The following is a 26354-nucleotide window of genomic DNA, read 5'->3' on the forward strand; positions in this document are numbered from 1 at the left end:
CGTTTCAGTCCTTGCGCTGGAGGTGCCGCGTCTGGTCGTAGGTCGGCTGCGGCGGCAGGTCGGCCAGGTGCCGCGTGTCGGCCCACTCGACGATCTCGATCGCCTCGGGCGCCGCGGGATCGGCGATGCGGATGCGGTTGAAGCCGGCGTTGGGAATCTCGCTGCGGCGCGGGCCGCTGAGGCTCAGGCCGTGCGCGGTGCGCCACACCATGTCGAGCACGCCGCCGTGCGTGACCACGATCAGGTGCTGCCCGCGGTGCGCGCCGGCGATGGTGCCGAGCGCCGCGACGATGCGCGCATGGAACTCGCGCGGCGTCTCGCCCTCGGGCATGGCGTGGTCCTCGCGGAACTCCAGCCACTCTTCCCAGGCACGCGGATGCAGGGACTGGATCTCCTCGGAACGCATGCCCTCGGCGATGCCGAAGAACTGCTCGCGCAGCGAGGCCGTGGTGGCGATCGGCAGCGAAAGCTGCGAGGCGCCCGGCGCCGCCGTCTGCTGCGCGCGCAGCAGGTCGCTGCTGATCACGTGCCGCACCGCGGTTTCCTGCGCCAGCCGCAGCCCGATGCGGCGCGCCTGCTCGTGGCCCATGTCGTTGAGCGGCACGTCGGCGTGGCCCTGGAAGCGCAGCTCGCGGTTCCAGGCGGTCTCGCCGTGGCGGATGAGGATGATGTCGGTGGTGGTGTCGGGTTTGGGCGTGGGCATCGACCGCCATTGTCCCACCACCGGCACCCGCGCAGGGTGCGCTTTCAGGCCAAGGCCAGCGGCAGTGCGCCCAGTCGCAGCGCCGGCGAGGGCGTGAGCAGCGAGAGCACCCAGGCGATCGTGAAGCCGCCGACGATCGCGCAGACCACCACCACCGCGGTGTAGGGCAGCGCGCGGTCGGCCGGGCACTTCATCAGCACCGGCAGGCCGAGGTAGATCAGGTAGATGCCGTAGAGGCCGCACAGCGCGCCCAGCACCGACAGCGAGGGCAGCAGGCTGAAGACGCCGCCGACCAGCGAGGCGGTGGAGGCATAGACCGCGAGCTTGAGCGCGGCGACCGGGCTCTGCACGCCGTCGAAGGTGGGCGCGAGCGCATCGACGACGAGGCCGACCACGAACACCACCACGAGCGACAGCACGTAGCCCACCACCATGTTGACCAGCCCCGCGAGCAGCGGCACGCGGAAGCTGACGCCGAAGGCGCCCATGCCGATCACCGACAGGCCGATGAAGCCGGCCACGGCCGGGATCAGCGCGAGGATCATCAGGTAGTTCTTGTAGAGCGAGGCGGCGTCCTCGGGCTCGGCGTCGATCACCGGCCAGGTGGCCTTGGGCTTGAGCAGGATGTCCTGCACGCGTTGAACCAGGTTCATGGCAGTCGAAAGGAAAAGGAGAAGGGGTGGCGGCGCGAGTATGTCGAGCCGCGGCGCGTCTGGCTGCTGGCCAGGAAGCCTATGTCGATGCGCCGACATCGGGTCCTCGCGCAGAATCGCGGCATGCCTGCCACCCTCGTACTTCTTCCCGGCCTCGCGTGCGATGCACGCCTGTGGGACGCCCAGCTCCCCGCCCTCCCCTCCTCGCTCTCGCCACGCGTGAGCGACGTCCAGCTGCGCCACGCCACCATCGAGGGCATGGCCGCGGCCGTGCTGGCCGAGAACCCCGGCCCGCTGGTGCTGTGCGGCGCCTCGATGGGCGGCATGGTCGCGATGGAGGCCGCGCGCCAGGCGCCCGGGCGCATCGCGGGCCTGGCGCTGCTGGGCACGAGCGCGCGGCCCGAGACGCCCGACATGCGCGCGCTGCGCGAAGGCGCGATCGAGTACTTCGCGCGCGGCGAGCTGCGCGAGGTGATCGAGCCCAACGTGTTCTTCGCCTTCCACCCGGCCCAGGCCGCCGACCCGGTGCTGGTGCAGCGCTACCTCGACATGGTGCTGGGCGCCGGCGCCGAGCAGCTCACGCGCCAGAACCGCGCCGTGATGGGCCGGCCCGATGCGCGCACGCACCTCGGGTCGCTGCGCGCGCCCGTGCTGCTGATGTGCGGCGACGACGACCGCCTCGCGCCGCCGGAATGCACGCGCGAACTGGCGGCGCTGCTGCCGCAGGCGGAAGTGGTCTGGGTGCCGCAGTGCGGCCACATGCTGACGATGGAGAAGCCGGCCCTGGTCAACGACGCGCTCAACGGCTGGCTGGCGAAACTCTTCGCCGCCTGAACGCCGGGGTCAGTGCAGCTGGCCGCCGGTCTCGGCGATGTCGCGCTCGACCTCGAGCGCGGTGCGCACCGCAATGCGCAGCGCTTCGACCAAGGTCGCGAGCGCCATGCTCGGCGCGCCCGGAAAGTTCGCCGCCTGCTCGGGCAGGTAGGGGATGTGGATGAAGCCGCCGCGCACGCCCGGCTTCGCGCGGCGTGCGAGCTCGTGCATCAGCCCATAGAAGAGGTGGTTGCACACGAAGGTGCCGGCCGTGTTCGACACCGAGGCCGGCACGCCCGCGGCGCGCAGGTCGCGCACCATGGCCTTGATCGGCAGCGTCGAGAAATAGGCCGTGGGGCCCTCGGGCACCACCGGCACGTCGACCGGCTGCCGCCCCGCGTTGTCGGCGATGCGGCCGTCGTCGATGTTGATCGCCACGCGCTCGGGCGTGACCTCGGCGCGGCCGCCGGCCTGGCCGATGCACAGCACCAGCCGCGGCTTGAGTTCGTCCATCGCCTCGGCCAGCGACTCGATGGCCGCGCCGAAGACGCAGGGCATCTGGCGCGCATGCACCAGCGCGCCGGCGTGCGTCCAGCCGTCGAGCGCGCGCACCGCTTCCCATGAAGGATTGATGGCCTCGCCGCCGAAGGGCTCGAAGCCGGTCAGCAGCACGGACGAAGGCGGCGGTTTTTTCGGCGATGGCATGGCGGCGGCGCGCGGGACGGGACCGCGAAGGGTACCGCAGGCACGCGCGCCGTGTCCTGCTAGCGCTGCGGCTTGGGCGCCAGGTCGAGCGGGCTGGCCGGCAGGTCGGTGCGCGCGGGCGCCGGTTTGTCCTCGACCTTGCAGTCCTGGTCCTTGTAGGGGCCGCCCTGCTTCACCCAGTCGGGACTGATCGGATTCTGCGAGCAGACCTGCTTGCCGCTGACCGTGCTGCGGTAGAGATGGAAGCCGCCGCTGGGCTGAGCGAGGACCGGACCGCCCGCGAACAGCAGGGCCAGGGCGAGCGGAAGAAGCTTGGATGTCATGGCGATGTTCCGTGGACGTCAGGGGGCGGGCGGCGACACGAGGCTGCGGGCCACCGCGAACACGAGATTGCGGGCCTGGGCCACGATCGAATCGCGATAGCCCTCGAAGGTGGCATCGGTGATCTTGCCGTCGCTGCCCGTGCCGAAGTAAGTCATGACCGGCGTGTGGATGTGGCCGGCGGGAATGGCGAGGCCGAAGGTGTCGCGCATCAGGGTGTTGCGGTAGGCGCTGGCGTTGGAGAGGTAGTTTCCGCCGCCGCCCTCGCTGGCGCAATTGGTTTCGAGCGGGCTGGGTGGCGTCAGCTTGCCGAATGCGTCGTTGGCGGCCAGGTATTTCTGGAGCAGGGCATTCATGTCGGCGCCCGGCGTCTGGAAGCCGGCGAAGTAGTCGGCCAACGCCTTGTCGACCGCGGCCTTCGCTGCATCGTAGGCGGCGCTCGTATCGCTCGCGGCCTGGGTGCAGGCCATCACGCCGTAGCTGTCGCGGCGCACCACGCTCCAGCCGCCGGTCGCGCCGGTGTCGCGGTTGACGATGCCCTCGCCGGTCCTGGCATCGATCATCTGCTGGAACGGCAGGCTCGCCTGGGTGAACTGCGGCGGCGCATCGCGGCGCCAGGGCTTGGCCGCGAAGCCGAGCCAGCGCTCGGGCGGCGAGATGTCGCAATCGAGCGCGGCGGGAAAGCCGCCTCCTTCGCTGCATGGCGGATTCAGGTTGTCGTTGCCCGGGAACGCCGCGTAGTGGTAGCGGCCGTTGTAGTGCTCGAGGTGGAAGGCGCCGCCGCCCTGGCTCATGCTGATCGAGGCATCGACGCGCTTCGGGCCGGACTTGAACCAGGGTCCGAGCGTGTCCTCCTGCATGCCGTCGATGAACGGCCCGTAGTTGACCGGCAGGATGAAGGTCCGGATCACGGCCGTGCTGCCGTCGGGCAGCGCCACCGTATTGCCGTCGAGGGACAGGATCGTGGCGCCCGAGGGATTGCCGATGCGGATGTTGGGGTTGCCGTTCTGGCCGGCGCCCCCGAGCGTGAACGGGTCGAAGCCGCTGACGAGGACTCGCCTGGAACCGGCGCCCTCGGGAAAGTCGATCGAGAGCTGGCCGCGCGACGCCCGCTCGAACTCTTTCTGCAGCCCGGCGCGCTGCTCGTCCGTCAGCGCGAACTCGGGCTTCCACTGGCGCAGCGCGAGCGTCATCGTCAGCCGCGCCCAATAGAGCATGCGGTCGTCGCTCTTCGGCAGCGTGCCCTGGACCGACCGGCCCTGCACGCGATCGAGCGCCGCCTGCCAGAGCTTTTTCCCCTCGGCATGCAGCAGCGCCACCGCCTCGTCATAGCTCGAGGCGCCCGCGAGGCCGTCGCTGCAGAGCCTCGCGGCGAACTCGGGGCCGAAGCGATCGAATCCGCTGGCCTGCAGCAGTTGCTGCGAGAAGCTCAGCGCGTCGCTGGCCGAGAGCTTGTTGGGCAGGCGTTGCTCCTCGTAGGAAGCCGCCACGGTGCTGTCCATCGCGCACTTGGCCCGCACGGCCGGTGGCGGCGCGGGCGGCGGCGGTGCCGGTGGAGCGGGCGGCTGCGCGCCCGCGGCGGCGGCCATCGCCGCCAGCACGGCGGGGTCGACGCCCCCACCCCCGCCTCCGCCGCCGCAGCCGGCGACCGCCAGCGCGCAGGCGCCAAGGGTGGCGCCGATCCGCAGGCGCCGCTTCGCTTTCGATCCCTTCATTCGATCTCTCCCTGCCTGTGTCTGACAGCAATGAAAACAAAAAGTGAACCCACTGGCACGACTTCTGCAGCGATCGGCCGGAGCCAGCGCCGCCGCCGGGGGGCGGGTTGCACCGCTTACGTGTGCGACAACTTGATGAAAACATGATCGATTGACTGCGTCGAACGAGTTTTTGTTAAACAATCCGATAACAAAAGTTCAACGATGCTCGATTCAGGGAGATGCAGAAGATGAACACCCGATTCCTCGAGACCCTGGTCATGCTCGACCGGCTCAAGAGCTTCCGAGAGACGGCGCAGATGCTCTGCGCCACCCAGGCCGCGGTGTCCAAGCGCATCGAGGCGCTGGAGGAAGAGCTCGGCGTGCAGCTGGTCGACCGTTCGCAGCGCTCGCTGCGGCTCACGCGCATCGGCGAGCAGGTGGTGGCGCAGGCCGAGCAGATCCTCGCGCTAGAGAAGCAGCTCAAGCGCTCGGTGCAGCCCGATGCGCCGCCCTCGGGGCGCGTGCGCATCGGCGTGATCGAGACGGTGGTCCACACCTGGCTCACGCCGCTGATCCACCTGCTGAGCGAGCGACTGCCCGCGGTCGAGCCCGACATCACGGTCGATACGGCGCACAACCTGCGCGAGCAGTTCCGGCAGCGCAAGTTCGACCTGCTGATCCAGAACGACGACGTCTCCGAGCTCGCGCGCAGCGGCGAGTCGGTGCTGCTGCCGCTGTGCAGCTTCCCGATGCGCTGGGTGGCGCGCCCGGCGCTGCTGCCGCACGCGCGCACCCTGCGGCTCGAAGACCTCGAGCGGGTGCCGCTCCTGACCTTCTCGCGCACCTCGGGCCCGCGCGCGCACGTGAAGGCGCTGTTCGCCGGGCGCGCCGCGGAACCGCGCGTGTGCAGCTTTCCGTCGGTGCAGTCGATCATCCAGCTGACCAAGGGCGGCTTCGGCGTGGCCGCGATCCCGCCGGTGTTCGTGCGCCAGGAACTGGCCGCGGGCGAACTCGAGGTGCGCGACGGCCCCGCGCTGCCGCCGATGGCGATCAGCCTCGCGCATGCCGAAGGCACGGCGCCCGCGGTCCAGGCGGTGGCGCGGCTCACGCGCACCGTGGTGGCCGACTACTGCGAAGAGATCGGGCCGCGCTGGGTTGGCGCGGCCGCCTGCGAGGAAGCGCTGCCCGCCTGAGCGGCGAAGGCAGCGCTTCGCCTCAGTCCGCGCGCACCTCGATGCCTTCGGACAGCAGCCGCTCGCGGATGCGGCGCGCGAAGGCCAGCGCATGCGCGCCGTCGCCATGCAGGCAGACGGTCTGCGCATTGACGGGCACGATGCTGCCGTCGATCGCCTTCACGTGGCGCTCGCGCACGAAGGCCAGGGTCTGGGCGATGGCCTGCGCGTCGTCCTCGATCAGCGCGCCGGGCTGGCTGCGCGGCACCAGGCTGCCGTCGGGCATGTAGCCGCGGTCGGCGAACACTTCCTCCACCGGCACGAGGCCGGCGCGGCGCGCGGCGTCGATCATGCCGCTGCCCGCGAGGCCGAAGAACTTCAACGCGGGATCGAAGCGGCGCACGGCCTCGCACAGCGCATCGGCGAGTTCGGGCTCCTTCACCGCCTGGTTGTAGAGCTGGCCGTGCGCCTTCACGTGCGCGAGCCGGCCGCCCTCGGCCTTGACGATGGCCGCGAGCGCGCCGACCTGGTAGAGCACGTTGGAGACGATCTCGTCGGGCGGCAGGTGCATGGTGCTGCGGCCGAAGTTCTCGCGGTCGGGAAAGCTGGGATGCGCCCCGATCGAGACACCCTGCGCGACGGCCCAGCGCACGCACTGGTGCATGGTCTTCGCGTCGCCCGCATGCCAGCCGCAGGCGATGTTGGCCGAGCTCACGAGCCCGAGCAGCGCTTCGTCGCTGCCGGCGCCTTCGCCGAGGTCCGCGTTGAGGTCGATGTGCATTGGGAGGACTCCTGGAGCGATGCGGCGGATGGAAAGACCGCAGTCTATGCCGGGGTCGGCCAGCCCGTCGCCGCGAGGCCTTGCGCCACTTGCGCGACGTAGCGCTGCTGCGCGGCCCAGGCCTCGAGCGCGGTGGCGGCATCGACCGGCACCAGCCGCAGGCTGCCGTCGAGCGGCGCCTGCGCGAGCTTCCAGAGGTCGGCGCGGATCACCACGCCGATGCGCGGATAGCCGCCAGTGGTCTGGGCGTCGCCCATCAGGATGATCGGCTGGCCCGAGGGCGGTACCTGGATCGTGCCGGGGATCACGCCCGAGGACAGCATGTCGGTGGCGCGCTTGCGCCGCAGCTCGGCGCCGTTGGCGCTCGCGAGCCGGCTGCCCATGCGGTTGCTCTGCGGCGTGATGCGCCAGCGCTCGCTCCAGAGCTGGTCGCGCGAGGCGACGGTGAATTGTTCGAACTCGGGGCCGGGCAGCACGCGCAGGGCGATGGCGCCATCGGCCGCGGCATCGCGTTCCCACTCGGGACCGCGCACCCCGAAGGCGCGCCGCGCGCGCTGCGCCTCGGCCAGCGCCGACTCGCCCAATGGCAGCCGGTCGCCCTTGCGCAGCGCGCGGCCTTCGTGGCCGCCGAAACCGGCCTTGAGATCGGTGCTGCGCGAGCCGAGCACCGGCGGCACGTCGATGCCGCCCGCCACCGCGAGCCAGCTGCGCAGGCCGGCCTTGCCGCCGCCCGTGCTGACGCTCGCGTTTGCGCCAGCAAGCCGCAGCGTCTGTCCGGCCGCGACCGGCACGCTCCAGCACGGCCACAGCGGCTGGCCGTCGAGCGTGGCGCCGAAGTCGTCGCCCACCAGCGCGATGCGCGTGTCGGTCTCGAAGCGCAGCACGCTGCCGCCCAGGGTCAGCTCGAGCCCGGCCGCGCCGGTGGCGTTGCCCACCAGCCGGTTGGCGATGGACAGCGCCAGCGTGTCGAGCGCGCCGCCCGGGCAGATGCCGAGCTGGCGATGGCCGTGGCGCCCGAGGTCCTGCACCGACGCCAGCGGGCCGGGCTTCTCGATCAGGAGCGTCATGGCTGCAGGCTTTCGACGACGAAGCGCACGCGGTCGCCGGGCCGCAGCAGGGTCGGCGATGCGGCCAGCGGATCGAAGAGCGCGACCTCGGTGCACCCGATCAGATGCCAGCCGCCCGGCGAGCGCAGCGGATAGATCCCGGTCTGCTCGCCGCCGATGCCGACCGAACCCGCGGGCACGGCCGTGCGCGGCACGGCGCGGCGCGGCGTCGCGAGTGCAGTGGGAAGTCCGCCGAGAAAAGCGAAGCCCGGCAGGAAGCCCAGCAGGTAGACCACGTACTCGGCCGCGGCATGGCGGCGCACCACCTCGGCGGCCGACAAACCGGTGTGGGCCGCCACGTCCGCGAGGTCGGGGCCGTGCTCGCCGCCGTAGGCGACGGGAATCTCGATGTCGCGGCCCTCGATGCCGCCGGCCTCGAGCCGCGGCCAGGCCTCGAGCACGCGCGCGCTCAGCGCCTCGAGGTCGACCGACGTCGGATCGAAGGTCAGCGTGAGGTTGTTCATGCCCGGCAGCACCTCGCCGACGCCGCTCCAGCGGCCGGCCTCGCGCGCCAGCGCCCAGATCTTTTGCTGCTGCGCGAGCGTGGCGGGACCGGGCAGGTCGCACAGCAGCGCCGCGTCGCCCAGCAGGTGCAGACGGGGCGCCGGGGCGCCGCTCATCGGCGGCGCCTACTCTCTGCCGAGGCTTCGGACCTTGGCCGCGAGCTGCTGTTCGACGTTGGGCGAGACGAACTTGTGCACCTCGCCGCCGAGCATCGCGATCTCGCGCACGAAGGTGCTGGAAATGAACTGGTACTTGTCGCTGGGCGTGAGGAACACGGTCTCGACGTCGGGCATCAGCGAGCGGTTCATGCCCGCGAGCTGGAACTCGTAGTCGAAGTCGGTGACGGCGCGCAGGCCACGCACCATGGCCTTGCCGCCGCGCGCCACGACGAAGTCGCGCAGCAGGCCCGAGAAGCTCTCGACCGAGACCTGGTCGCTGTAGGGCTTGACGGCTTCGCGCGCCATCTCGATGCGTTCCTGCAGCGTGAAGAGCGCCTTCTTGTGGTGACCGGCCGCCACGGCGACGATCACCTTCGAGAACAGTTGGGTCGCACGCCGCACCACGTCCTCGTGCCCGAGGGTGATGGGGTCGAAAGTGCCGGGATAAACCGCGATCACGTTGCTGGCCATGGTTGCTACCTCCTCATGCAGCCGATGCGGCTTGGGTCGGCGGATTATGCAGTGCCGTGTGCGGCATGCATCAAAAGGTGTGCATGCACCGCGCCGGCCTTCAAGTGTCGGAACACGACGAGGCCGAGCGCGGCCGCTTCCTCGTCGCTCCAGCGGCGCGGTGCCTCGAGATAGATGGCACCGCCCGCGCGTACCGCGCGCGCGGCGGCGCGCAGCGCGGGTTCGTAGAGCGTGGTGCTGTCGAAGGGTGGGTCGAGGAAGACCACGTCGAGGCTCGCGGCCGGCGCGCGCTCGAGCGCCGTGACGCCGTTGCCGCGCTCCACGCGCACCGCCTCGGCAGCGAGTTTGGTCTTGGCGGCCTGGATCTGCGCGACCAGTGCGGCGTCCTGCTCGCACAGCAGCACGCCGGCCGCGCCGCGCGACGCGGCCTCGAGGCCGAGCGCGCCGGTGCCCGCGAAGGCATCGAGGCACTGCCAGCCCGGCAGCTCGCCGCCACCGGCGCCGGCCAGGCTCGCGAGCCAGTTGAACAGCGTCTCGCGCACGCGGTCGGGCGTGGGCCGCAGGCCGGGCTTGTCGGCGACGGCGAGGCGGGTGCGTTTCCACTGGCCGCCGATGATGCGCACTTCGTGCGCGCGCGCCGGACGCGCGGGGGAAGAAGTCGTTGGGGTGCGCGAGGGCGCGGCGGCGGGCTTGCGGGGCATGCAGCGAGCTTAACGCGCTCGCCGGGGCTCAGAAGCCCGCGATCGCGCGCCGCGCGAGCAGCGCCGCCAGCACCAGCATCGTGCCGCCGATCAGCGCGTCGAGCATCTGCCAGGCGCGCGGCCGCGCGAACACCGGTGCCAGGAGCCGCGCGCCATAGCCGAGGGCCGAGAACCACAGCGCGCTCGCGAGCGCCGAGCCGGCCACGAACCATCCCTTGAGCGAGCCCGCGTACTGCGCGCCGGTGCTGCCCACGAGCAGCACGGTGTCGAGGTAGACGTGCGGATTCAGCAGCGTGAAGCCCGCGGCCTGGGCCAGCACCGCGGTGCGCGACAGCGAACTGCCCTGCGTGACCGTGCGCAACGCACCGGCCGCGCGCGAGCGCCACAGCGCGCGCAGCCCGTAGCCGGCGAGGAACAGCGCGCCGAAGCCGGCGAGCGCGGTGGCCAGCATCGGCCGGCCCTGCAGCGCCTGCGCCATGCCGGCCACGCCGGCCGAGATCAGCACCGCGTCGCTCACGGCGCAGAACAGCACGACCGCGCTCACGTGCTCGCGGCGCAAGCCCTGGCGCAGCACGTAGGCGTTCTGCGCGCCGATGGCGACGATGAGCACCAGGCTCATGAGGAGCCCGTTGAGGAAGGCGGTGGTGACGAGTTCGGCAGACATGGTGCGAGCTTGCCGCCGTCTCGGAATTAACTCAAACTAAACTTCCTTAAGCCAATTCAGTTTTGCTTCATCTCCATGCTCGACTACGCCGCCCTCAACGCCCTGGCCACCGTGGTGCGCGAAGGCAGCTTCGAGCGCGCGGCCCGCGCGCTCAACGTCACGCCCTCGGCGGTGTCGCAGCGCGTGAAGCTGCTCGAGGAACGCATCGGCGGCGCGCTGCTGGTGCGCGGCCAGCCCTGCGTGGCGACCGAGGCCGGGCTGCAGCTGTGCCGGCATGTCGAGCGCGTGGGCATGCTCGAGCACGAGCTGCGCGATGCGCTGCCGTTGCTGGGCGCCGGCGAGGCCGGCGAACGGGTCACGGTGCGGGTGGCGGTCAATGCCGACAGCCTCGCGACCTGGTTCGTCGCCGCGGCGGCCGCCTTCTCGCAGCAGCACGGCGCGCTGCTCGACCTCACGGTCGACGACCAGGACCACACGGCCGAGCGCCTGCGCAGCGGCGCGGTGCTGGCGGCGGTCACCGCGCTCGCGCAGCCGGTGGCCGGCTGCAACAGCGAGGCGCTGGGCACCATGCACTACGTGGCGGCCGCCAGCCCGGCCTTCGTGCAGTCGCATTTCGCCACGGGCGTGGGCGCGCGCACGCTGGCGCGGGCGCCGAGCCTGGTGTTCGACCGCAAGGACGCGCTGCAGGCGCGCTGGGTGCGGCGCATCTGCCATCGCGAGGTCGAGACGCCGCGCCACTGGCTGCCCTCGCCGCAGGCCTTTGTCGAGGCGGCGCGCGCGGGCATGGGCTGGGGCATGCATCCGCTGAGCATGGTGGCGCAGGCCTTGCGCGACGGCTCGCTGGTGGAGCTGGTGCCGGGCTCGCGGCTGCCGGTGCCGCTGTACTGGCAGCAGGCGCGCGCGGCGCCGCGGCTGCTCGCACGGCTCGGCGATTGCGTGCGCGCCGCCTCGCGCACGGGGCCGCACGCGCTGGCCTGAGGGGGGCCTACTTGCCCTGCGGCCTGGCCTGCGGGTCGCTGCCCACCACCACCGTCACCATGCGGTCGGGCTGCAGCTTGCGTGCGAACGCGGCCTTGATGTCGGCGGCGGTCACGGCATTCATGCGCGCGGTCCAGGTGTCGAGGTAATCGAGCGGCAGGTCGTTCCAGGCGATGTTGGCGACGTTGCCGATCAGCTTGCGGTTGCTGTCGAGCAGGAGCGGGAAGCCGCCGATCAGGTTGTCCTTCGCGGCCTTGAGCTCGTTCTGCGTGGGCCCCTCGGCGACGAACTTCGCGAGCACCTCGCGCGCCACCTTCACCGCCTCGGCCGCCTGGTCGGGCCGGGTCTGGAAGCCGACGCGGAACGCGCCCGCGTCGAGCCCCGGCGCGAAGCCGCTGTAGACGCTGTAGGTCAGGCCGCGCTTCTCGCGCACCTCGTCGGTCAGGCGCGAGACGAAGCCGCCGCCGCCGAGGATGTAGTTGCCGAGGTTGAGCGCGAAGTGGTCGGGGTCCTTGCGCGGATAGCCGGGCTGGCCGATGTAGACATGGGTCTGCGCCGACTCGAAGGGAATGCGCAGCTCCTTCGATTCGGCCAGCGCCGGCACCGGTGCGATCGCGGGCAGCGGCGTGCAGGCCTCGGGGCCGGGCAGCCGCGACAGCATCGCGTTGGCGATGCCTTCGGCCTGCGCGCGCGTCACCGCGCCCACGATGCTGAGCTTGGCGCGGCACGGCACGATCAGTTGCTGGTAGCGCTGGCGCATGGCCGCGGTGTCGATGCGCGCGAGCGTGGCCTCGGTGGTCTGCTGGCCATAGGGATGGCCGCCGTAGACCGCGGTCGCGAAGGCGCGCGCCGCGACCGTCGCGGGCTTGGTGTTGCCCTCGCGGATCGAGGCGGAAAGGCGCTCGCGTTCGCGCTGCCAGATGTCGTCGGGGAAGGTGGGTTCGCCGATCACGCGCGCGGCCAGCGCCACTGCCTTGTCGAGCAGCTGGGGGTCGGCGAGGCTGCGCAAGGTGTAGCTGGTGCGGTCGTTGCTGGCGCTGACGTCGAACTCGGCGCCCAGATCGGCCCAGGCCTCGCCCAGCGCGTTCTGGTCGAGCGCGGGCTCGCCGTTGCGGCCGGCGCGCACGCCCTTCTCGACCATGGTCGAGCTCACGCTCGCGAGGCCGGCCTGTTCGGCGGGATCGCGCCGGCTGCCGGCATCGAAGTCGACCTCGACGTCGACGATCGGCAGCGCCTGCGAGGACACCAGGTAGATCTTGGCGCCGTTGGCGAGCGTCCAGTGTTCGATCGGCAGCGCGGCCTGCGCGGCCAGGCCGGCGAAGCCGAGCATGGCCAGCACGCCGGTGCGCAGCAGGCGGCCGGCGGCGGCCGGCTTGGAAGGGAAGAGGGACATGGGGATCGAGCCTTCGAGCGATGCGGCGGCGTTCAACGCAGTTCTCCCGCGGGAGCGGCGAAGCCGCGGGCACGGGGCCGCGCATCGGGCGGCAGCGGGACCAGGGTGGCCACGGTGAGCTGGTCGTCGCCGAAGTACCTGGCGGCCACCGCCTGCACCTGCGCGGCGGTCACGGCCTGCAGCTTCGCGATCATGCGCGGGTCGGCATCGAGCGGCAGGCCCTGCACCCAGTTGCTGCCGAGTTCGCGCGCCTGCGCCATCACCGAATCGCGCTTGTAGGTCTCGCTCGCCACCCACTGCGTCTTGACGCGCGCGAGCTCGGCCTCGCCCACGCCTTCCCTGGCGATGCGCGCGACCTGCGCGCGCAGCGCGGCCTCGACCTGCGCGGCGGTCTTGCCGGCCGCGGGCACGCCCGCCAGGCCGAACAGCTGCGGGCCGCGCCCGATCAGCCCCGAATAGGCACCGGCCGAATCGGCCACGCGCTCGGGTCCCTGCGTGAGCGCGCGGTCGAGCCGCGCGCCGGTGTAGCCGTCGAGCACGGCCGACAGCACCTCGAGCGCCCAGGCGTCGCTCTCGGCATCGATGCTCTCGAGCTGCGGGATGCGGAAGGCCAGCGAGACGTAGGCCTGCTCGGCCGGCGCCTTGAACTCGATGCGGCGGATGCCGCGCTGCGGCGGCTCGATGCGCGGCTTGCGCACCGGCACCGCGCGCGCGGGAATGCCGCCGTAGTACTTCTCGGCCAGCGCGCGCACCTTGTCGACGTCGACATCGCCGGCGATCACGATCGCGGCATTGGCGGGCACGTACCAGCGGCGGTGGAACTCGCGCACGTCCTCGGGCGTCATCGCGTCGAGGTCGCTCATCCAGCCCACCACCGGCCGGTGATAGGGCGAGGCGGTGAAGACGGCCGCGCTCTGCTGCTCGCCGAGCAGGGCGCGCGGCTGGTCCTCGGTGCGCATGCGGCGCTCTTCCTTGACCACCTCGATCTCGCGCTTGAACTCGTCGTCGGGCCACTGGTTGTTGGCGAAGCGGTCGGATTCGAGCTTCATCACCTGCTCGAGGCTGCCGACCGGGATCTGCTGGTAGTAACCGGTGTAGTCGCGCGTGGTGAAGGCGTTCTCCTGCCCTCCCAGCGCCGCCACGCGGCGCGAGAACTCGCCGGGCTTGATCGACTTCGTGCCCTTGAACATCATGTGCTCGAGCGCATGGGCCACGCCCGAGGTGCCGTCGACCTCGTCGATCGAGCCCACGCGCACCCAGACCATCTGCACCGCGGTCGGCGAGCGCCGGTCGGGCTGCACGATCAGGGTCATGCCGTTGGAGAGGGTGAACTGCTGGGGACCTGGAGCCGAAGCGGTGGCGGCGGTGGCCGGGGGCGATGGCTGTTGCGCCTGCGCGGGCAGGCCCCAGGGCGCCACGAACGCCAGGGCCAGCACCGCACCAGACGCAGCGCGGCGTGGCGAGGGGTGTTTCATAGAATGGCTCCGATTCTAAAAAGCGCCCGATGTTCAGTTTCTTCAAGAAAAAACCACCCGCGGAAACGCCCGAAGCACCGGCCCCGCAGGCGCCAGCGACTCCGCCGGCCGAACCTGCCCCCGCCGCGGAGAGCGCGCCCTCGCGCTCGGTGTTCTCGCCCTCGAGCTGGTTCGGCGCGAAACCGGCGGCGAAGGAAACGCCGCCTCCCGCACCGGTGGAACCGCCCGCCGCACCGCCGGCGCCGGTGGCCGCGCCCCCGGTGCAACCCGTGGCGCCGGCCCCCTCCCCGGCCCCCGTCGCGGCACCGCCCACCGTCGACCTCCCGATCCTCGCGCCGGCCCCCGCGCCCGTGCCCGCACCGGTGCTCGAGATCGCCCCCCCGCCCGCGCCCGAGCGCCGAGGCTGGCTCGACAAGCTCAAGACCGGCCTGCGCAAGACCGGCACCGGCATCCAGGCGGTGTTCGTCAATGCCCAGATCGACGACGCGCTCTACGAAGAACTCGAGTCGGCGCTGCTGATGGCCGATGCCGGCGTGAAGGCCACCGAATACCTGCTCGACGACCTGCGCCGCCGCGTGAAGAGCCAGATGGCCACCGACGCATCGCAGGTCAAGCGACTGCTGGCCGAGGCCATCGCCGACCTGCTGCGCCCGCTCGAGAAGCCGCTGGAGATCGGCCGCCACACGCCCACCGTGATCATGGTCGCGGGCGTGAACGGCGCGGGCAAGACCACCTCCATCGGCAAGCTCACCAAGCACCTGGCCAACGAAGGCGCCTCGGTGCTGCTGGCCGCGGCCGACACCTTCCGTGCCGCGGCGCGCGAGCAGTTGCTGGTCTGGGCCGACCGCAACACGGTGGAGATCGTGAGCCAGGAAGGTGGCGACCCTTCCGCCGTGAGCTTCGACGCGGTCAACGCCGGCAAGGCGCGCGGCAAGGACGTGGTGCTGGTCGACACCGCCGGGCGGCTGCCGACGCAGCTGCACCTGATGGACGAGCTCAAGAAGATCAAGCGCGTGGTCACCAAGGCCGACGCCACCGCGCCGCACGAGGTGCTGCTGGTGATCGACGGCAACACCGGCCAGAACGCGCTGGCGCAGGTCAAGGCCTTCGACGAGACGCTGGGCCTGACCGGGCTGGTCGTGACCAAGCTCGACGGCACGGCCAAGGGCGGCGTGCTGTGCGCGATCGCGCGCGAGCGGCCGATCCCGGTCTACTTCATCGGCGTGGGCGAGAAGCTCGAGGACCTCGAGACCTTCGACGCGCGCGAGTTCGCGCAGGCGCTGCTGGGCAACTGAAGGCCCGCCGCTTCAGCCGGCGCGCACCGCCTCGCTCATCGCCTCGAGCAACCGGTCGGCCACCACCGGCTTGAACAGCACCGGCACGCGCGACTCGCGCACGCGCTGCAGCCGGTCGGGCGAGGTCTCGCCGGTGATCAGCAGCAGCGGCGTGGCACGCCCGCCGTTGCGGCTCAGGCGCAAGCCCACGTCGAGGCCGTCGACGCCATCGGCCAGCCGGTAGTCGCACAGCAGCAGCTCGAAGGGACGGCCCTCGCCGTGCGCCTGTGCCAGCGCCCGCGCGGCCGCCGCCTCGTCGTCCACGGCCCGCGCCTCGACCGCGTGCGAGCGCAGCAGGCCGGTCATGGCCTCGCGAATCTCCTGCTCGTCGTCGAGCAGCAGCACGCGCGCGGGCAGCCGCGCCGCGCCGCGGTGGCGCTGCTCCCCGGCATCGGTCGCCGCGGCTTGCGGCGAGAAGGGCCCGGCCAATGCGCCGGCCTGCGCGTTCGCGGCCTGCACCACCAGCCGGAAGTGCGTGCCGCGGCCCAGGCGCGAATGCATCTGCACCGGATGGCCGAGCAGGCGCGAGAGACGCTGCACGATCGACAGCCCGATGCCCAGCCCGCGCGAGCGGTCGCGGCCCGGGTTGTCGACCTGGTAGAACTCCTCGAAGATCCGGCCCGACTGCTCCGGCGCGATGCCGATGCCGGTGTCGCGCACCTCGATCCACACCGTCTCGCCGCGGTCGCGCGCGATCACCGTCACGCCGCCGCTGGCGGTGTACTTGAGCGCGTTGTCCATCAGGTTCGACAGCATGCGGTGCAGCAACTGCGGATCGCTGCGCACCCACAGGCCGCTGGCGCGCACGCGCAGCTGCAGCGACTTCTGCTCGGCGCGCGCCGAGAAAGTGTGGTTGAGCGGCAGGAACAAGGCGTCGAGCTGTACCGCCTGCACCTCGGGCACGACCACGCCGGCATCGAGCCGCGACACGTCGAGCATGGTGTCGAGCGAGGCGCCGAGCGCATTCACCGCGCGCATCAGCCGCTCGGCGTTGCGGCCCTCGGGACGGTGGCGCAGTTCGTTCTCGAGCGCCGCGCCGAACAGCGCGATCGCATGCAGCGGCTGGCGCAGGTCGTGGCTGGCGGTGCCGAGGAAGCGGGTCTTCTCGAGGCTGGCCCGCTCGGTGGCCGCGATCTGCTCGCCCAGGCGCGCGGCCAGTGCCTCGTTCTCGAAGCGCAGCATCAGCGAATCGGTCAGGAGCCGGTGCTGGCGAATGCCCGCGTGCAGGGTCAGCATCAGGTAGGCCGCACCGGCCGCGGCCAGGAACAGGTGCAGCCCGTCGCCCTGCCAGGCCAGCGCGGTGATCATGCCCAGCGACATCGGCAGCGTGTAGCCGAACAGCGCCGGCTTGAGCGGCCACAGCGACTGCGAGGCGCGCGCGCAGCTGCCGACGATGACCGCCATCAGCAGCGAGGTCATCGGCAGGTTGCCGGCCGGCACGACCAGCCAGGGCACGACGGCCGTGACCATGCTCACCAGCGTGACCAGGCGCGAGATCTTGCGCGCCCAGTACGGGCTCTCGACGGCCGGCCGCGCCGGGTACCAGCGCGGCGTGAAGAACACGTAGACGTCGGCCAGCACCATGCCGGCCATCCAGAACAGCAGCCGCGGGTCGTGCAGCTGCGCATAGAGGATGGCGCCGAACACCGCCACGAAGCACAGGTGGGTCAGCGTCGAGGCGCTGTAGGTGTCGTAGACCGAGGCGACGTGTTCGCGCAGCACGCGCTGGCCGAGAACGACGTCGGCGGCCGGGTCGTTCAGCACCGCGCGCCGTTCAATGCAGGGTGCTGATCAACTGGGCCCGCGAGCGCATGCCGAACAGCAGCAGGATGGTCGACACGTGGTTCTTCACCGTGCCTTCGCTCAGGTTGGCGAGCTGGGCGATCTCCTTGTTGGCCTTGCCTTCGAGCACCCACTGCAGCACCTGCATCTGGCGCGGCGTGAGTTCCTGCCAGGCGCTGGCATGGGCGAACTCGGCATAGCCCGTGAGCGCCTTCGGCACGGCCGGCGGCGGCGACTGTGCGGCATCGGGGTCGAGCAGGCCGCAGGCGCGGATGAAGCTCACCACTTCCTTCAGGTCGGCCGACTTGGGCAGGAAGGCGCTCGCGCCCAGCGCCAGCACGCCCTGCGCCAGGGTGCTGTTGCCGGTGCCCGAAAGCACCACGATGCGGGCATCGGGATAGCGCAGGCGGAACTCGGCCAGGCCGCTCAGGCCATGGGTGTCGGGCAGCGCGAGGTCGAGCAGCACCAGGCCGATGGCGTCCTGGTGCGCCTCGTAGAGCTTGAGCGCGTCGGCGACGTTGCCGGCCTCGTAGACCTCGATCGCGGCGCCCGAGGAGGTCGCCTGGGCCTGGACCAGCGCGCAGACGCCGAGCCGCAACAGGTCGTGGTCGTCGACCACCAGGATCGCGGTACGGCCGCGCGGCGCGATGCCGGCCTGCGCCGCCGAGGACGGGGGAGTGGAGGAGGAAGAGGGATCGAGCGGAGCCACGCGCCGCATCTTAGCGATGCCCCCAGGGGGCGACAGTGCCGGAAGTCATGCTGGTCCCAGCGGCGGCCGCTCGATGTAATGCTATTGTTTGTATAGCACTTGCCAGCGAGGCCGGCGCGGGGCACCATCGGCGGATTCCATCGCGGGCCGCGACGAACGGCCCGCACGAGCCACGGAGACACGCCATGCCGCACACCGCCACCGCCCACGCGCCCGAGGCCGCCAGCGACCGCAAGGTCGATCGCCTGCTCGCCCACTACGAACAGAGCCACCGGCACCCGACCAACGAACTGATCCACTTCGTGGCGATCCCCGCGATCATGGTCAGCCTGGTCGGGCTGATCTTCGCGATCCATCCCTGGGCTGCCTATGCCTTCCTGCTGGCCAGCCTCGTCTACTACCTGACGCTGCGCTCGCCGGTCTTCCTGCTTGCGATGGGCCTCCAGACCGCCATCCTGCTGGCGCTGGTCCATGCCATGGGCAGCCTTGTGTTGCCGATTTCCGCCGCCATCTTCGTGGTGGCGTGGATCTTCCAGTTCATCGGCCACAAGATCGAGGGACGGAAACCTTCGTTCTTCGAAGACATCCAATACCTCTGGGTCGGGCCGCTGTTCGTGGTGTCCAAGCTGCTGCTGAAGCTGGGCATCCGCTGGTAAGTACCCGCTTACGGGGCTTTGCCGGCCGCAAGTCGGACAAGACCGCGGTCCTTCGGGGCCGCCGGCCGACAGTCCCTGCCTATCGGCCCGATTGAGACTTTAGGGGAACCCTTGCCTTAGCACTCCCTCTAACCGAGTGCTAATATGGCCAATACGAAGGAGTTTCCCCTGATGACATCCCTGTCTGGAGCCTCTGCCAACCAGCTCGCCGTCGCCAACCCCTGGTCGATGGTGCCCCCGCTGGGTAACCTGGATGCTTATATTTCGGCCGCCAACCGACTGCCGCTGCTCACCCTCGAGGAAGAGCAGGGCTTCGCCCGCCGTTTGCGCGACCACAACGACCTCGAAGCGGCCGGTGCGCTGATCCTCTCGCACCTGCGCCTCGTGGTGTCCATCTCCCGCCAGTACCTGGGCTACGGGCTGCCGCACGGCGACCTGATCCAGGAGGGCAACGTCGGCCTGATGAAGGCCGTGAAGCGTTTCGACCCCGACCAGGGCGTGCGGCTGGTGAGCTACGCCATGCACTGGATCAAGGCCGAGATCCACGAGTACATCCTGAAGAATTGGCGCATGGTCAAGGTCGCGACGACCAAGGCCCAGCGCAAGCTGTTCTTCAACCTGCGCTCGATGAAGCAGGGCTTCAAGGCCGACTCGGCCGCGGCCGACACCGGCACGCACCGCGAAACGCTGAGCGCCGACGAGGTGACGCAGATGGCCGCGCGCCTGAACGTGAAGCCCGAGGAAGTGCTCGAGATGGAAACCCGGCTGTCGGGCGGCGACGTTCTGCTCGACCCGAGCCCGAACGACGACGGCGAGGAAGCCTTCGGCCCGATCGCCTACCTGGCCGACGCGACGCAGGAACCGACCGCGCTGCTCGAATCGCAGCAGCGCGACCGCCTGTCGAGCGACGGCATCGCGACCGCGCTCGAGGCCCTCGACGCACGCAGCCGTCGCATCGTGGAAGAGCGCTGGCTCAAGGTCAACGACGACGGCTCGGGCGGCATGACCTTGCACGACCTGGCCGCGGTCTATGGCGTGAGCGCCGAGCGCATTCGCCAGATCGAAGTGGCCGCGATGAAGAAGATGAAGAAGGCGCTGGCCGACTACGCCTGATCGGCTTCTTCCGCCCCTTCGAACGAGCCCGGCCCCGCGCCGGGCTTTTTCTTGGGGCGTTCAGCCCGAGGTCTTGGCGAGGGTGCGCAGCGCGCGCTTGGCGATGTAGCGCGTCTCGGGCGTGTTCGATTCCTTCACCCAGCGCGCGCACACGCCGTCGACCCACTCCGCCTGCGTCTTGCTCGCGTCGTTGAGCCAGTTGGCGACCGAGTTCTGCACGTAGCGGCTGCCGTCGGCGCGCAGCGGCTCCAGCAGCGGCAGCGCGCGCCAGGGCTCGGCCTTCAGCGCCTCGATCTGCGCGCACCACACGCCGCGCGGGCGCGTGAGTTCGCTCGCGAAGCGGCGGATGTTGGGATCGTCGTCGCGCACCCACGGCTGCAGCAGCGCGAGCGCCTCGTCGAGCGAGCCGACGACCGCGTCGCGCACCGCCATCCAGGCGATCTCGCGCACGCCGAAGTGCGGATCGGCCGCGAAGCGCCGCACCGCCTCGAGCTGGCCGGCCAGCGGCAATTGCGACAGCGTGACCCACTGCGCCGCCCAGCAACGCGCGACGTCGCTGGCATGCGTGGCGAGCCGGTGCGCAACGGCGTCGCGTTCGTCGTGCAGCGCGGCGAGGTCGTACAGCGCCCGCGCGATGTGGCCATGGCGCTGCATCGGCTTGAAGGCACTCAGCATCGCGAGCGTGTCGACCAGCCGCTCGCTCGCCGCGTCGAGGCCGATGTGGCCCGCCACGCTGCGTGCCAGCTGCGGCAGTTCGAGCGCGAGGAATTCGTTGAGGTTGACGGTCTCGATCAGCCCGTCGTTGAGGGCGCGCAGCACCTCGGGCGGAATCAGCGCGATGCGGAACGCGCCCTTGCGCGCCTTCAGGTGCGCGACCGCCGCGATGGCCGCGGCGAGGCTCTCGGCCTCCGTGCCGCTCGCCATGGCCTCAGGCCGCCAGCAGGGTCTTGATGTCGGCCACCATCGGCGGCACGCCGGCGCCGTAGCGCGCGTACAGCCGCAACCGGCCCTGCGGGTCGTAGACGAAGCTCGCGGCCGAGTGGTCCATCGAATAGCTGGTGGGCGTCTTGCCGTCCACCTTCTTGTAATAGACCTTGAAGTCCTTGGCGGTGGAGACGAGTTCGTCGGCGGTCGGGATCAGCGCGACGAAGCTGGGGTCGAAGGCGCCCATGTAGGCCTTCATCACCTCGGGCGTGTCGCGCGCCGGATCGACCGTGACGAACACCACCTGCAGCTTGTCGCCGTCGGCGCCGAGCTGCTGCTTGACCTGCGCCATCTCGGTCATGGTGGTCGGGCAGACGTCGGGGCACTGCGCGTAGCCAAAGAACAGCACGACCACCTTGCCCTTGAAGTCGGCCATGGTGCGCTGCTTGCCGTCCGCGTCCTTCAGCGAGAAGTCGCGCGCATAGTCGGCGCCCGTGATGTCGACCGCATTGAAGCTCTGCTTGGGTTCGCTGCAGCCCGCGAGGCCCAGCCCCACGGTGGCGGACACGGCCGTCCAGCCCGCGCCGGCGGCGATCAACTTCAGGGCATTGCGCTTGTTCATGGGGTCAGCGGAGGTAATGGTCGACGAGCAGCGCCGCGAACAGCACGCTCAGGTGGATCAGCGAGAACCGGAAGGTCTTGCGCGCCAGGGCGTCGGAGTAGTTGCGCCACAGCGCGAAGGCGTAGCCGGTGAAGCCCACGCTCACGGCCACGGCCACCACGAGGTAGAGCCAGCCGCTCATGCCGTAGGCGAAGGGCATCAGGCAGGCCGCGAACAGGATGAAGGTGTAGAGCAGCACCTGCAGCCGCGTGAACTCGTTGCCGTGCGTGACCGGCAGCATCGGCAGGCCGGCCTTGCGATAGTCCTCGACGCGGTAGAGCGCCAGCGCCCAGAAGTGCGGCGGCGTCCACAGGAAGATGATGAGGAACAGGATCAGCGCCTCGGGCCCGACCTCGCCCGTCATCGCGGCCCAGCCCAGCACCGGCGGCATCGCGCCCGAGGCGCCGCCGATCACGATGTTCTGCGGCGTCAGCGGCTTGAGGATCACGGTGTAGATCACCGCATAGCCGACGAAGGTGGCGAAGGTCAGCCACATGGTGAGAGGGTTGACGGTGAACCACAGCAGCACCGAGCCGGCCGTGCACAGCGCCGCCGAGAACAGCAGCGCCTGGCGGTCGCTGAGCTCGCCGCGCGCGGTCGGGCGCCAGGCGGTGCGCTTCATCTTGGCGTCGATGCCCTTCTCGACCAGGCAGTTGAACGCGGCCGCCGCGCCCGCCACCAGCCAGATGCCGATGCAGGCCAGCACGGCGCGCTGCACGTCGAGCCACGAAGGCGCGCCGGGCACGGCGAGCACCATGCCGATCAGCGCGCAGAAGACGATCAGCTGCACCACACGCGGCTTGGTGAGCGCATAGAACTGCCGCAGCACGCTCGCGCCATGCGCCTGCTGCAGGGGAATCGGGGTGCTCATCGGGGGACCTCCGCGCCGCGCAGGGGGGCGCCAGGTGGAACGGCGGGCTTCGCGCGCGACAGGCGGGCGCCGGCCGCCTGCTCGCGCCGGCTCTCGCACAGCGCCCAGACCAGCACCACCGCGAGCGCAGCGGCACCGCCCGTGTGCAGCAGGGCGGCCGCGAGCGGCCAGCCGAGCAGCACGTTGCCCAGGCCGGTCGCGAGCTGCAGCAGCGCGAGGCCGGCGAGCCAGCCGGCCTGCGGGCGCAGGCTGTCGATGCGGCGCATGCGCCAGGCCAGCAGGCCGAGCGCGACGAACACGAGGTAGGCCATGAGCCGGTGCGCGTAGTGGATCGCGGTGAGCGCCGCGAAATCGAGCGGCACGCCCTCGCCGGTCACGCCGAGGTGGCGCCAGATCTCGAAGCCCTGCGCGAAATTCATCGGCGGCCACCAGCTGTCCTGGCAGGTCGGGAACTGGGTGCAGGCCAGCACCGCGTAGTTGGTGCTGACCCAGCCGCCGAGCACGATCTGCAGCACCAGCAGCACCGAGGTCGCGATCAGGCCGTTGCGCAACGCCGGCGACACCGGCGTGGGCAGGCGCTGCGCGGCCACCTGGCGGTAGCGCACGGCCTGGATGCACAGCAGCGCGAGCAGCACCACGGCGCCCAGCAGGTGCAGCGTGACGATGGCGGGGAAGAGCTTCCAGGTGACGGTGAGCGCGCCGAAGGCCCCCTGCAGGCAGACCCAGACCAGCGTGGCCGCGGGCCACCAGGCGCTGAGCGCGGCATGGTCGCCCTCGCGCCGCGCCGACGACGGTGCCGCCCTCGCCTGCTGGCGCTGCCGCGCGCGCACCACCCAGGTCGCGACCGCGAGCACGGTGATCAGCGCGCCAACGCCGGTGGCAAGGTAGCGATGGACCATCTCGACCCAGGCCTTGCTGTGCGTGACCGGGCCGGTGGGCTGCGCGGCCTGCGCCGTCGCGATCTCGTGGCGCGCGCCGACCGGGCTCGCATTGCCGTAGCAGCCGGGCCAGTCGGGGCAGCCCAGGCCCGAATCGGACAGGCGCGTGAAGGCGCCGAACAGCGTGAGGTCGAAGGTCAGGAACAGCGTGAGCACGGTCAGCGCATGCAGCCGCCGCGCCGGGCCCGCGCCCGCGTTGCGCCGCCACACCCAGACCAGCGGCCCGAGCGCGATCAGCGCGCCGGCCGCCAGCAGCCAGGCGATCGGCGTGAGGTCGTAGAGCGAGCTGGTGTCCATCTTGATTGAAATCGTCGTGCGTCTTCGTCGTCGCGAGCTCAGCGGCCCGGCTCGTCCCACGAGGCGGAGGCGCGCAGCAGGCGGTCGAGGTCGCGCTTGGCGCGGCCCGCGCCCTTGGCATCCATGCGCGCGGGGAAGCGCATCATGAAGTTGCCCATCGGGTCGACCACGAACAGGTGCTCGGCCAGCGTGTGGCCGGTTTCGGGCGTAAGCCACCTGGCGAGCTGCTCGGGCGGCAGGCGCAGCACGGTGGCGCCGCGCAGGCCGTTCTCGAGGCGCTCGGGCACGGGCGCGGCATCGCTGACCAGCCAGACGCGGTCGAGCCGGTCCTTCTCGCGGCCCAGCACCTCGCGCAACTGGCGCTGCAGGTAGAGCTGCTGCTCGCACAAGGCGTCGCAGGCGGCATCGGCCACCGCCACCAGCAGCCACTGGCCCTTGAGCGTCTGCAGGCTGACCGGCGCGCCCGCGCGGTCGGCGGCGGTCAGCGCCGGCATCTCGTGCTGCGGATCGATCAGCTGGCCATAGACGCTGCGGCCCTCGGGCCGGATCACGTAGTAGGTGAAATACGAGGCGATCACGGGTGCCGCGCACATCAGCATGACGGCGATCATCTTCCAGCGCCCGACGACCGTGCGGCGGCCCTCCGCGCCGTCGAGCGCCTGGGTCGGCGACGGCATCGAGTGCACGGTCAGCCCCAGCGGCTCGTCAGAGGCCTGCATCGCGGCGTGCGCGGCGCGAGCGCCGGAGGGGGGCAATGAATTGGAACCAGACATAGAGGATCACCACGAGGGCCGACAGGCCGAACCACTGGAATGCATAGCCATAGTGTTTCTCCAGGCCCAGCGCCGGCGCCGGCCAATCGCGCTGCAGGCCCTCGGAAGCGGGCCCGGTCTGCTGCAGCGACACGTCGGTGCGCAGCGGCAGTTGCGTTTCGGCACGGAAGCCTTCGAGGTCGAGATTCTGCCGGATGGGCGAAGACCCCTCGCCAGCCGGTGCCGAGGCCGGCGCGGCGGGCTTGCCGAGCTCGAGCAGGTGGCCCGGCGGCGGCTCGATCAGGCCGGTGACGTCGACGAGGCCGGCCGGCGTCTCGACCGCGCCCAGCTGCGTGCGGTCGTTGAAATTGCGCTGGATCCAGCCGCGCTGCACCATCACCGTCTGGTTGCTGCCCTCGAGCGCGAGCGGCGTCAGCACGTAGAAGCCGGGCACGCCGTGCATCTGGCGATTGTCGAGGTAGACCGATTGCGCCGCGAGCCACAGCCCGCGCAGGTGCACGGGGCGGTGCAGCATCTCGGCGGGACGCTCGAGCGCGAGGAAGTCGGCCTGCTCGAGCGGCGGCTTGAGCTTCTGGGCCTCGATCTCGGCCTGCAGCGCCTCTTTTTGCGCCGCGCGCGAAAGCTGCCAGCGGCCCAGCGAGATGGTCGACGAGACGGTGACCAGCGCGGCGATGGTCATCAGCCAGAAGCGGGCCCAGGTCCAGCCGCGGTCGCTGCGCTGGCGGGAGGAGGCGCGGTCCGGCGCGGGGGGCGGGGTCAGGGGATCGGGAGTCACTGGAGCGCGGGTGGCAGGCGGCCGATAATGCGGGTCATGAAATACTTCGTTGCCCTGTTGTTCGTGGGCATCTTCGCGAGCCTGGCTTTCGCGCTCTTCTACATGTTGAAGGACGGTCGCAACGGGCGCGCCAAGAGCGGCGGCATGGCGCGCGCGCTCACCTTTCGGATCGGCCTCTCGGTCTTTTTGTTCCTCTGCATGCTGCTGGCCTGGAAATTCGGCTACATCCAGCCCACCGGGCTCCCTCTCGGCAAGTAGGTGGTGCTCGTTCCACGGGAACCATGAAAAAGGCGCCTGACGGCGCCTTTTTTCTGGAATGCCGCGAGGTGCTTCGCTCAAAGCCAATAGACCAGCATGTAGAGGCCCAGCCACACCACGTCGACGAAGTGCCAGTACCAGGCGGCGCCCTCGAAGCCGAAGTGGCGCTCGGGCGTGAAGTGGCCCTTCTGCAGGCGCAGCGTGATGAACAGCAGCATCAGCATGCCGATGAACACGTGCAGGCCGTGGAAGCCGGTCAGCATGAAGAAGGTCGAGCCGTAGGTGCCCGAGCTGAGCTTGAGGTTCAGTTCGGTGTACAGGTGGTGGTACTCGTAGCCCTGCACGCCCAGGAAGATCACGCCGAGCAGCACGGTGAGCCACATGAAGCGGATGGTCTGCGCGCGATGGCCGGCACGCAGCGCGTGGTGGGCGATGGTCAGCGTCACGCCCGAGCTCAGCAGCAGCGCGGTGTTGATCGTGGGCAGCCAGAACGGGCCGACGGTCTGGAACGGCTCGACGATGCCGGCCGGCGAACCGGTCGCGCCGGCCGCGACGCTGGGCCACACGGCCTTGAAGTCGGGCCACAGCAGCGCGTTGTCCAGGCTGCCGAGGTTCGGCAGCGCGTGGGTACGGGCCCACCACAGCGCGGTGAAGAAGGCGCCGAAGAACATCACCTCGGAGAAGATGAACCAGCTCATGCTCCAGCGGTACGAGAGGTCGATCTTGTGGCCGTACTGGCCGCTCTCGCTCTCGCCGATGGCGGCGCGGAACCACACGAACAGCGTGCCGAGCCAGATCAGCATGCCCAGCAGCAGCGACCACGCACCCCACTGGTGGCCGTTGATCCACTGCCCCGCGCCGAGGATCACGAAGAACAGGCCGATGGCGGACACGACCGGGTAGGCCGAGGGTCCTGGCACGAAGTAGTAAGGCGTGGTGCCGTGGGTGGTTGAACTCATATCAGCTCC

The 26354-nt window shown here is 70.8% G+C and carries 29 protein-coding genes; 7 read left to right on the forward strand and 22 right to left on the reverse strand.

Going from position 1 to position 26354, the window contains the following annotated elements:
• Positions 1-4 precede the first annotated feature (4 nt).
• Positions 5-703, reverse strand: a complete 699-nt coding sequence (locus tag AC1HIL_RS30960) for a histidine phosphatase family protein (protein ID WP_057596064.1) — start codon at positions 701-703, stop codon at positions 5-7.
• Positions 704-747: 44 nt separating this feature from the next.
• Positions 748-1356 carry a Yip1 family protein gene (locus tag AC1HIL_RS30965; protein ID WP_057596065.1) on the reverse strand — a complete coding sequence of 203 codons (609 nt, stop codon included), beginning with the start codon at positions 1354-1356 and terminating at the stop codon, positions 748-750.
• Positions 1357-1479: 123 nt separating this feature from the next.
• Between AC1HIL_RS30965 and AC1HIL_RS30970 the strand changes: the two genes are divergently transcribed.
• On the forward strand, positions 1480-2190 hold the full coding sequence (locus AC1HIL_RS30970; protein WP_479670778.1) for an alpha/beta fold hydrolase: 711 nt from the start codon (positions 1480-1482) through the stop codon (positions 2188-2190).
• 9 nt (positions 2191-2199) lie between these two features.
• Here the strand turns inward: AC1HIL_RS30970 and pcp are convergent, their stop codons facing one another.
• Genes pcp through AC1HIL_RS30985 form a run of 3 tightly spaced genes read right to left on the reverse strand, consistent with a single transcriptional unit; the run spans position 2200 to position 4910 of the window.
• Entirely contained in the window at positions 2200-2874 is a 675-nt protein-coding gene (gene pcp / locus AC1HIL_RS30975; RefSeq protein ID WP_479670779.1) for a pyroglutamyl-peptidase I, read from the reverse strand.
• Between the two features lie 59 nt (positions 2875-2933).
• Complete coding sequence (locus tag AC1HIL_RS30980) at positions 2934-3197, reverse strand: hypothetical protein (protein WP_479670780.1); 264 nt, start codon at positions 3195-3197, stop codon at positions 2934-2936.
• 18 nt (positions 3198-3215) lie between these two features.
• Positions 3216-4910: a hypothetical protein gene (locus AC1HIL_RS30985; RefSeq protein ID WP_479670781.1), complete on the reverse strand. Its 1695-nt coding sequence runs from the start codon at positions 4908-4910 to the stop codon at positions 3216-3218.
• 230 nt (positions 4911-5140) lie between these two features.
• Between AC1HIL_RS30985 and AC1HIL_RS30990 the strand changes: the two genes are divergently transcribed.
• Complete coding sequence (locus AC1HIL_RS30990) at positions 5141-6085, forward strand: LysR family transcriptional regulator (protein ID WP_057596078.1); 945 nt, start codon at positions 5141-5143, stop codon at positions 6083-6085.
• A gap of 22 nt (positions 6086-6107) precedes the next feature.
• Here the strand turns inward: AC1HIL_RS30990 and pxpA are convergent, their stop codons facing one another.
• The 6 genes from pxpA to AC1HIL_RS31020 are packed head-to-tail and all read right to left on the reverse strand — an operon-like array spanning position 6108 to position 10449.
• Positions 6108-6845, reverse strand: a complete 738-nt coding sequence (gene pxpA, locus AC1HIL_RS30995) for a 5-oxoprolinase subunit PxpA (RefSeq protein WP_261213516.1) — start codon at positions 6843-6845, stop codon at positions 6108-6110.
• A gap of 44 nt (positions 6846-6889) precedes the next feature.
• The gene (locus tag AC1HIL_RS31000) at positions 6890-7912 is read right to left on the reverse strand and encodes a 5-oxoprolinase subunit C family protein (RefSeq protein ID WP_057596069.1); all 1023 of its coding nucleotides are present in this window, start codon (positions 7910-7912) and stop codon (positions 6890-6892) included.
• Positions 7909-8571 carry a 5-oxoprolinase subunit PxpB gene (pxpB, locus tag AC1HIL_RS31005; protein WP_057596070.1) on the reverse strand — a complete coding sequence of 221 codons (663 nt, stop codon included), beginning with the start codon at positions 8569-8571 and terminating at the stop codon, positions 7909-7911. The genes AC1HIL_RS31000 and pxpB overlap by 4 nt, the downstream gene beginning before the upstream one ends.
• A 9-nt stretch (positions 8572-8580) precedes the next feature.
• A complete protein-coding gene (coaD, locus tag AC1HIL_RS31010; protein ID WP_057596071.1) occupies positions 8581-9084 on the reverse strand; it encodes a pantetheine-phosphate adenylyltransferase in 504 nt (167 codons plus the stop codon).
• Positions 9085-9128: 44 nt separating this feature from the next.
• On the reverse strand, positions 9129-9785 hold the full coding sequence (locus AC1HIL_RS31015; protein ID WP_479670782.1) for an RsmD family RNA methyltransferase: 657 nt from the start codon (positions 9783-9785) through the stop codon (positions 9129-9131).
• 28 nt (positions 9786-9813) lie between these two features.
• Positions 9814-10449 carry a LysE/ArgO family amino acid transporter gene (locus AC1HIL_RS31020; RefSeq protein WP_479670783.1) on the reverse strand — a complete coding sequence of 212 codons (636 nt, stop codon included), beginning with the start codon at positions 10447-10449 and terminating at the stop codon, positions 9814-9816.
• 75 nt (positions 10450-10524) lie between these two features.
• On the opposite strand from AC1HIL_RS31020, the gene AC1HIL_RS31025 reads away from it, so the two are divergent.
• The gene (locus AC1HIL_RS31025) at positions 10525-11427 is read left to right on the forward strand and encodes a LysR family transcriptional regulator ArgP (RefSeq protein ID WP_479670784.1); all 903 of its coding nucleotides are present in this window, start codon (positions 10525-10527) and stop codon (positions 11425-11427) included.
• A gap of 7 nt (positions 11428-11434) precedes the next feature.
• Here the strand turns inward: AC1HIL_RS31025 and AC1HIL_RS31030 are convergent, their stop codons facing one another.
• Together AC1HIL_RS31030 and AC1HIL_RS31035 are read right to left on the reverse strand one after the other, a co-directional pair.
• A complete protein-coding gene (locus AC1HIL_RS31030; RefSeq protein WP_479672451.1) occupies positions 11435-12757 on the reverse strand; it encodes a M16 family metallopeptidase in 1323 nt (440 codons plus the stop codon).
• A 95-nt stretch (positions 12758-12852) separates the two neighbouring features.
• Complete coding sequence (locus tag AC1HIL_RS31035; protein ID WP_057596075.1) at positions 12853-14295, reverse strand: M16 family metallopeptidase; 1443 nt, start codon at positions 14293-14295, stop codon at positions 12853-12855.
• A 29-nt stretch (positions 14296-14324) separates the two neighbouring features.
• Here AC1HIL_RS31035 and ftsY point away from each other — a divergent pair, with 29 nt between their 5' ends.
• Entirely contained in the window at positions 14325-15590 is a 1266-nt protein-coding gene (gene ftsY / locus AC1HIL_RS31040) for a signal recognition particle-docking protein FtsY (RefSeq protein WP_479670785.1), read from the forward strand.
• A 12-nt stretch (positions 15591-15602) separates the two neighbouring features.
• Here ftsY and AC1HIL_RS31045 read toward each other — a convergent pair whose 3' ends face one another.
• Positions 15603-17393, reverse strand: coding sequence for an ATP-binding response regulator (locus AC1HIL_RS31045; protein ID WP_057597538.1), 1791 nt, complete (start codon positions 17391-17393; stop codon positions 15603-15605).
• Between the two features lie 10 nt (positions 17394-17403).
• Entirely contained in the window at positions 17404-18129 is a 726-nt protein-coding gene (locus AC1HIL_RS31050) for a response regulator transcription factor (RefSeq protein WP_479670786.1), read from the reverse strand.
• 176 nt (positions 18130-18305) lie between these two features.
• Between AC1HIL_RS31050 and AC1HIL_RS31055 the strand changes: the two genes are divergently transcribed.
• Positions 18306-18776, forward strand: a complete 471-nt coding sequence (locus AC1HIL_RS31055; protein ID WP_057597536.1) for an Mpo1 family 2-hydroxy fatty acid dioxygenase — start codon at positions 18306-18308, stop codon at positions 18774-18776.
• 171 nt (positions 18777-18947) lie between these two features.
• A complete protein-coding gene (gene rpoH / locus AC1HIL_RS31060; RefSeq protein WP_057597535.1) occupies positions 18948-19889 on the forward strand; it encodes an RNA polymerase sigma factor RpoH in 942 nt (313 codons plus the stop codon).
• 60 nt (positions 19890-19949) lie between these two features.
• On the opposite strand, the gene AC1HIL_RS31065 is transcribed toward rpoH, so the two are convergent.
• Genes AC1HIL_RS31065 through AC1HIL_RS31090 form a run of 6 tightly spaced genes read right to left on the reverse strand, consistent with a single transcriptional unit; the run spans position 19950 to position 25128 of the window.
• Positions 19950-20813 carry a DNA alkylation repair protein gene (locus tag AC1HIL_RS31065; RefSeq protein ID WP_479670787.1) on the reverse strand — a complete coding sequence of 288 codons (864 nt, stop codon included), beginning with the start codon at positions 20811-20813 and terminating at the stop codon, positions 19950-19952.
• A 4-nt stretch (positions 20814-20817) separates the two neighbouring features.
• A complete protein-coding gene (locus AC1HIL_RS31070; RefSeq protein ID WP_479670788.1) occupies positions 20818-21435 on the reverse strand; it encodes an SCO family protein in 618 nt (205 codons plus the stop codon).
• A 4-nt stretch (positions 21436-21439) separates the two neighbouring features.
• Positions 21440-22345 (reverse strand): heme o synthase, encoded by a 906-nt coding sequence (cyoE, locus tag AC1HIL_RS31075; protein WP_057597532.1) that lies wholly within the window; start codon positions 22343-22345, stop codon positions 21440-21442.
• Positions 22342-23580, reverse strand: a complete 1239-nt coding sequence (locus tag AC1HIL_RS31080) for a COX15/CtaA family protein (RefSeq protein WP_479670789.1) — start codon at positions 23578-23580, stop codon at positions 22342-22344. Before AC1HIL_RS31080 ends, cyoE begins: the two co-directional genes overlap by 4 nt.
• A 38-nt stretch (positions 23581-23618) precedes the next feature.
• Positions 23619-24299: a hypothetical protein gene (locus tag AC1HIL_RS31085; RefSeq protein WP_479670790.1), complete on the reverse strand. Its 681-nt coding sequence runs from the start codon at positions 24297-24299 to the stop codon at positions 23619-23621.
• Complete coding sequence (locus AC1HIL_RS31090; RefSeq protein ID WP_409976561.1) at positions 24286-25128, reverse strand: SURF1 family protein; 843 nt, start codon at positions 25126-25128, stop codon at positions 24286-24288. Before AC1HIL_RS31090 ends, AC1HIL_RS31085 begins: the two co-directional genes overlap by 14 nt.
• Positions 25129-25155: 27 nt before the next feature.
• Here AC1HIL_RS31090 and AC1HIL_RS31095 point away from each other — a divergent pair, with 27 nt between their 5' ends.
• Positions 25156-25386: a twin transmembrane helix small protein gene (locus tag AC1HIL_RS31095; RefSeq protein WP_057596471.1), complete on the forward strand. Its 231-nt coding sequence runs from the start codon at positions 25156-25158 to the stop codon at positions 25384-25386.
• A 77-nt stretch (positions 25387-25463) separates the two neighbouring features.
• On the opposite strand, the gene AC1HIL_RS31100 is transcribed toward AC1HIL_RS31095, so the two are convergent.
• Positions 25464-26345, reverse strand: a complete 882-nt coding sequence (locus AC1HIL_RS31100; RefSeq protein ID WP_057596470.1) for a cytochrome c oxidase subunit 3 — start codon at positions 26343-26345, stop codon at positions 25464-25466.
• Positions 26346-26354 lie beyond the last annotated feature (9 nt).

This window comes from Variovorax sp. ISS6, assembly GCF_056523145.1.

Bases quoted from the DNA above. Each gene is read 5' to 3' on its own strand.
- AC1HIL_RS31015 (WP_479670782.1), bottom strand. From the start codon at position 9,785: ATGCCCCGCAAGCCCGCCGCCGCGCCCTCGCGCACCCCAACGACTTCT.
- AC1HIL_RS30985 (WP_479670781.1), bottom strand. From the start codon at position 4,910: ATGAAGGGATCGAAAGCGAAGCGGCGCCTGCGGATCGGCGCCACCCTT.
- pxpA (WP_261213516.1), bottom strand. From the start codon at position 6,845: ATGCACATCGACCTCAACGCGGACCTCGGCGAAGGCGCCGGCAGCGAC.
- cyoE (WP_057597532.1), bottom strand. From the start codon at position 22,345: ATGAGCACCCCGATTCCCCTGCAGCAGGCGCATGGCGCGAGCGTGCTG.
- AC1HIL_RS31100 (WP_057596470.1), bottom strand. From the start codon at position 26,345: ATGAGTTCAACCACCCACGGCACCACGCCTTACTACTTCGTGCCAGGA.
- AC1HIL_RS31035 (WP_057596075.1), bottom strand. From the start codon at position 14,295: ATGAAACACCCCTCGCCACGCCGCGCTGCGTCTGGTGCGGTGCTGGCC.
- AC1HIL_RS31065 (WP_479670787.1), bottom strand. From the start codon at position 20,813: ATGGCGAGCGGCACGGAGGCCGAGAGCCTCGCCGCGGCCATCGCGGCG.
- coaD (WP_057596071.1), bottom strand. From the start codon at position 9,084: ATGGCCAGCAACGTGATCGCGGTTTATCCCGGCACTTTCGACCCCATC.
- ftsY (WP_479670785.1), top strand. From the start codon at position 14,325: ATGTTCAGTTTCTTCAAGAAAAAACCACCCGCGGAAACGCCCGAAGCA.
- AC1HIL_RS30970 (WP_479670778.1), top strand. From the start codon at position 1,480: ATGCCTGCCACCCTCGTACTTCTTCCCGGCCTCGCGTGCGATGCACGC.
- AC1HIL_RS31030 (WP_479672451.1), bottom strand. From the start codon at position 12,757: ATGCTCGGCTTCGCCGGCCTGGCCGCGCAGGCCGCGCTGCCGATCGAA.
- AC1HIL_RS30980 (WP_479670780.1), bottom strand. From the start codon at position 3,197: ATGACATCCAAGCTTCTTCCGCTCGCCCTGGCCCTGCTGTTCGCGGGC.
- AC1HIL_RS31000 (WP_057596069.1), bottom strand. From the start codon at position 7,912: ATGACGCTCCTGATCGAGAAGCCCGGCCCGCTGGCGTCGGTGCAGGAC.
- AC1HIL_RS31085 (WP_479670790.1), bottom strand. From the start codon at position 24,299: ATGCAGGCCTCTGACGAGCCGCTGGGGCTGACCGTGCACTCGATGCCG.
- AC1HIL_RS30965 (WP_057596065.1), bottom strand. From the start codon at position 1,356: ATGAACCTGGTTCAACGCGTGCAGGACATCCTGCTCAAGCCCAAGGCC.
- rpoH (WP_057597535.1), top strand. From the start codon at position 18,948: ATGACATCCCTGTCTGGAGCCTCTGCCAACCAGCTCGCCGTCGCCAAC.
- AC1HIL_RS31050 (WP_479670786.1), bottom strand. From the start codon at position 18,129: ATGCGGCGCGTGGCTCCGCTCGATCCCTCTTCCTCCTCCACTCCCCCG.
- pcp (WP_479670779.1), bottom strand. From the start codon at position 2,874: ATGCCATCGCCGAAAAAACCGCCGCCTTCGTCCGTGCTGCTGACCGGC.
- AC1HIL_RS31070 (WP_479670788.1), bottom strand. From the start codon at position 21,435: ATGAACAAGCGCAATGCCCTGAAGTTGATCGCCGCCGGCGCGGGCTGG.
- AC1HIL_RS31080 (WP_479670789.1), bottom strand. From the start codon at position 23,580: ATGGACACCAGCTCGCTCTACGACCTCACGCCGATCGCCTGGCTGCTG.
- AC1HIL_RS31025 (WP_479670784.1), top strand. From the start codon at position 10,525: ATGCTCGACTACGCCGCCCTCAACGCCCTGGCCACCGTGGTGCGCGAA.
- AC1HIL_RS30990 (WP_057596078.1), top strand. From the start codon at position 5,141: ATGAACACCCGATTCCTCGAGACCCTGGTCATGCTCGACCGGCTCAAG.
- AC1HIL_RS31095 (WP_057596471.1), top strand. From the start codon at position 25,156: ATGCGGGTCATGAAATACTTCGTTGCCCTGTTGTTCGTGGGCATCTTC.
- AC1HIL_RS31055 (WP_057597536.1), top strand. From the start codon at position 18,306: ATGCCGCACACCGCCACCGCCCACGCGCCCGAGGCCGCCAGCGACCGC.
- AC1HIL_RS31020 (WP_479670783.1), bottom strand. From the start codon at position 10,449: ATGTCTGCCGAACTCGTCACCACCGCCTTCCTCAACGGGCTCCTCATG.
- pxpB (WP_057596070.1), bottom strand. From the start codon at position 8,571: ATGAGCGGCGCCCCGGCGCCCCGTCTGCACCTGCTGGGCGACGCGGCG.
- AC1HIL_RS30960 (WP_057596064.1), bottom strand. From the start codon at position 703: ATGCCCACGCCCAAACCCGACACCACCACCGACATCATCCTCATCCGC.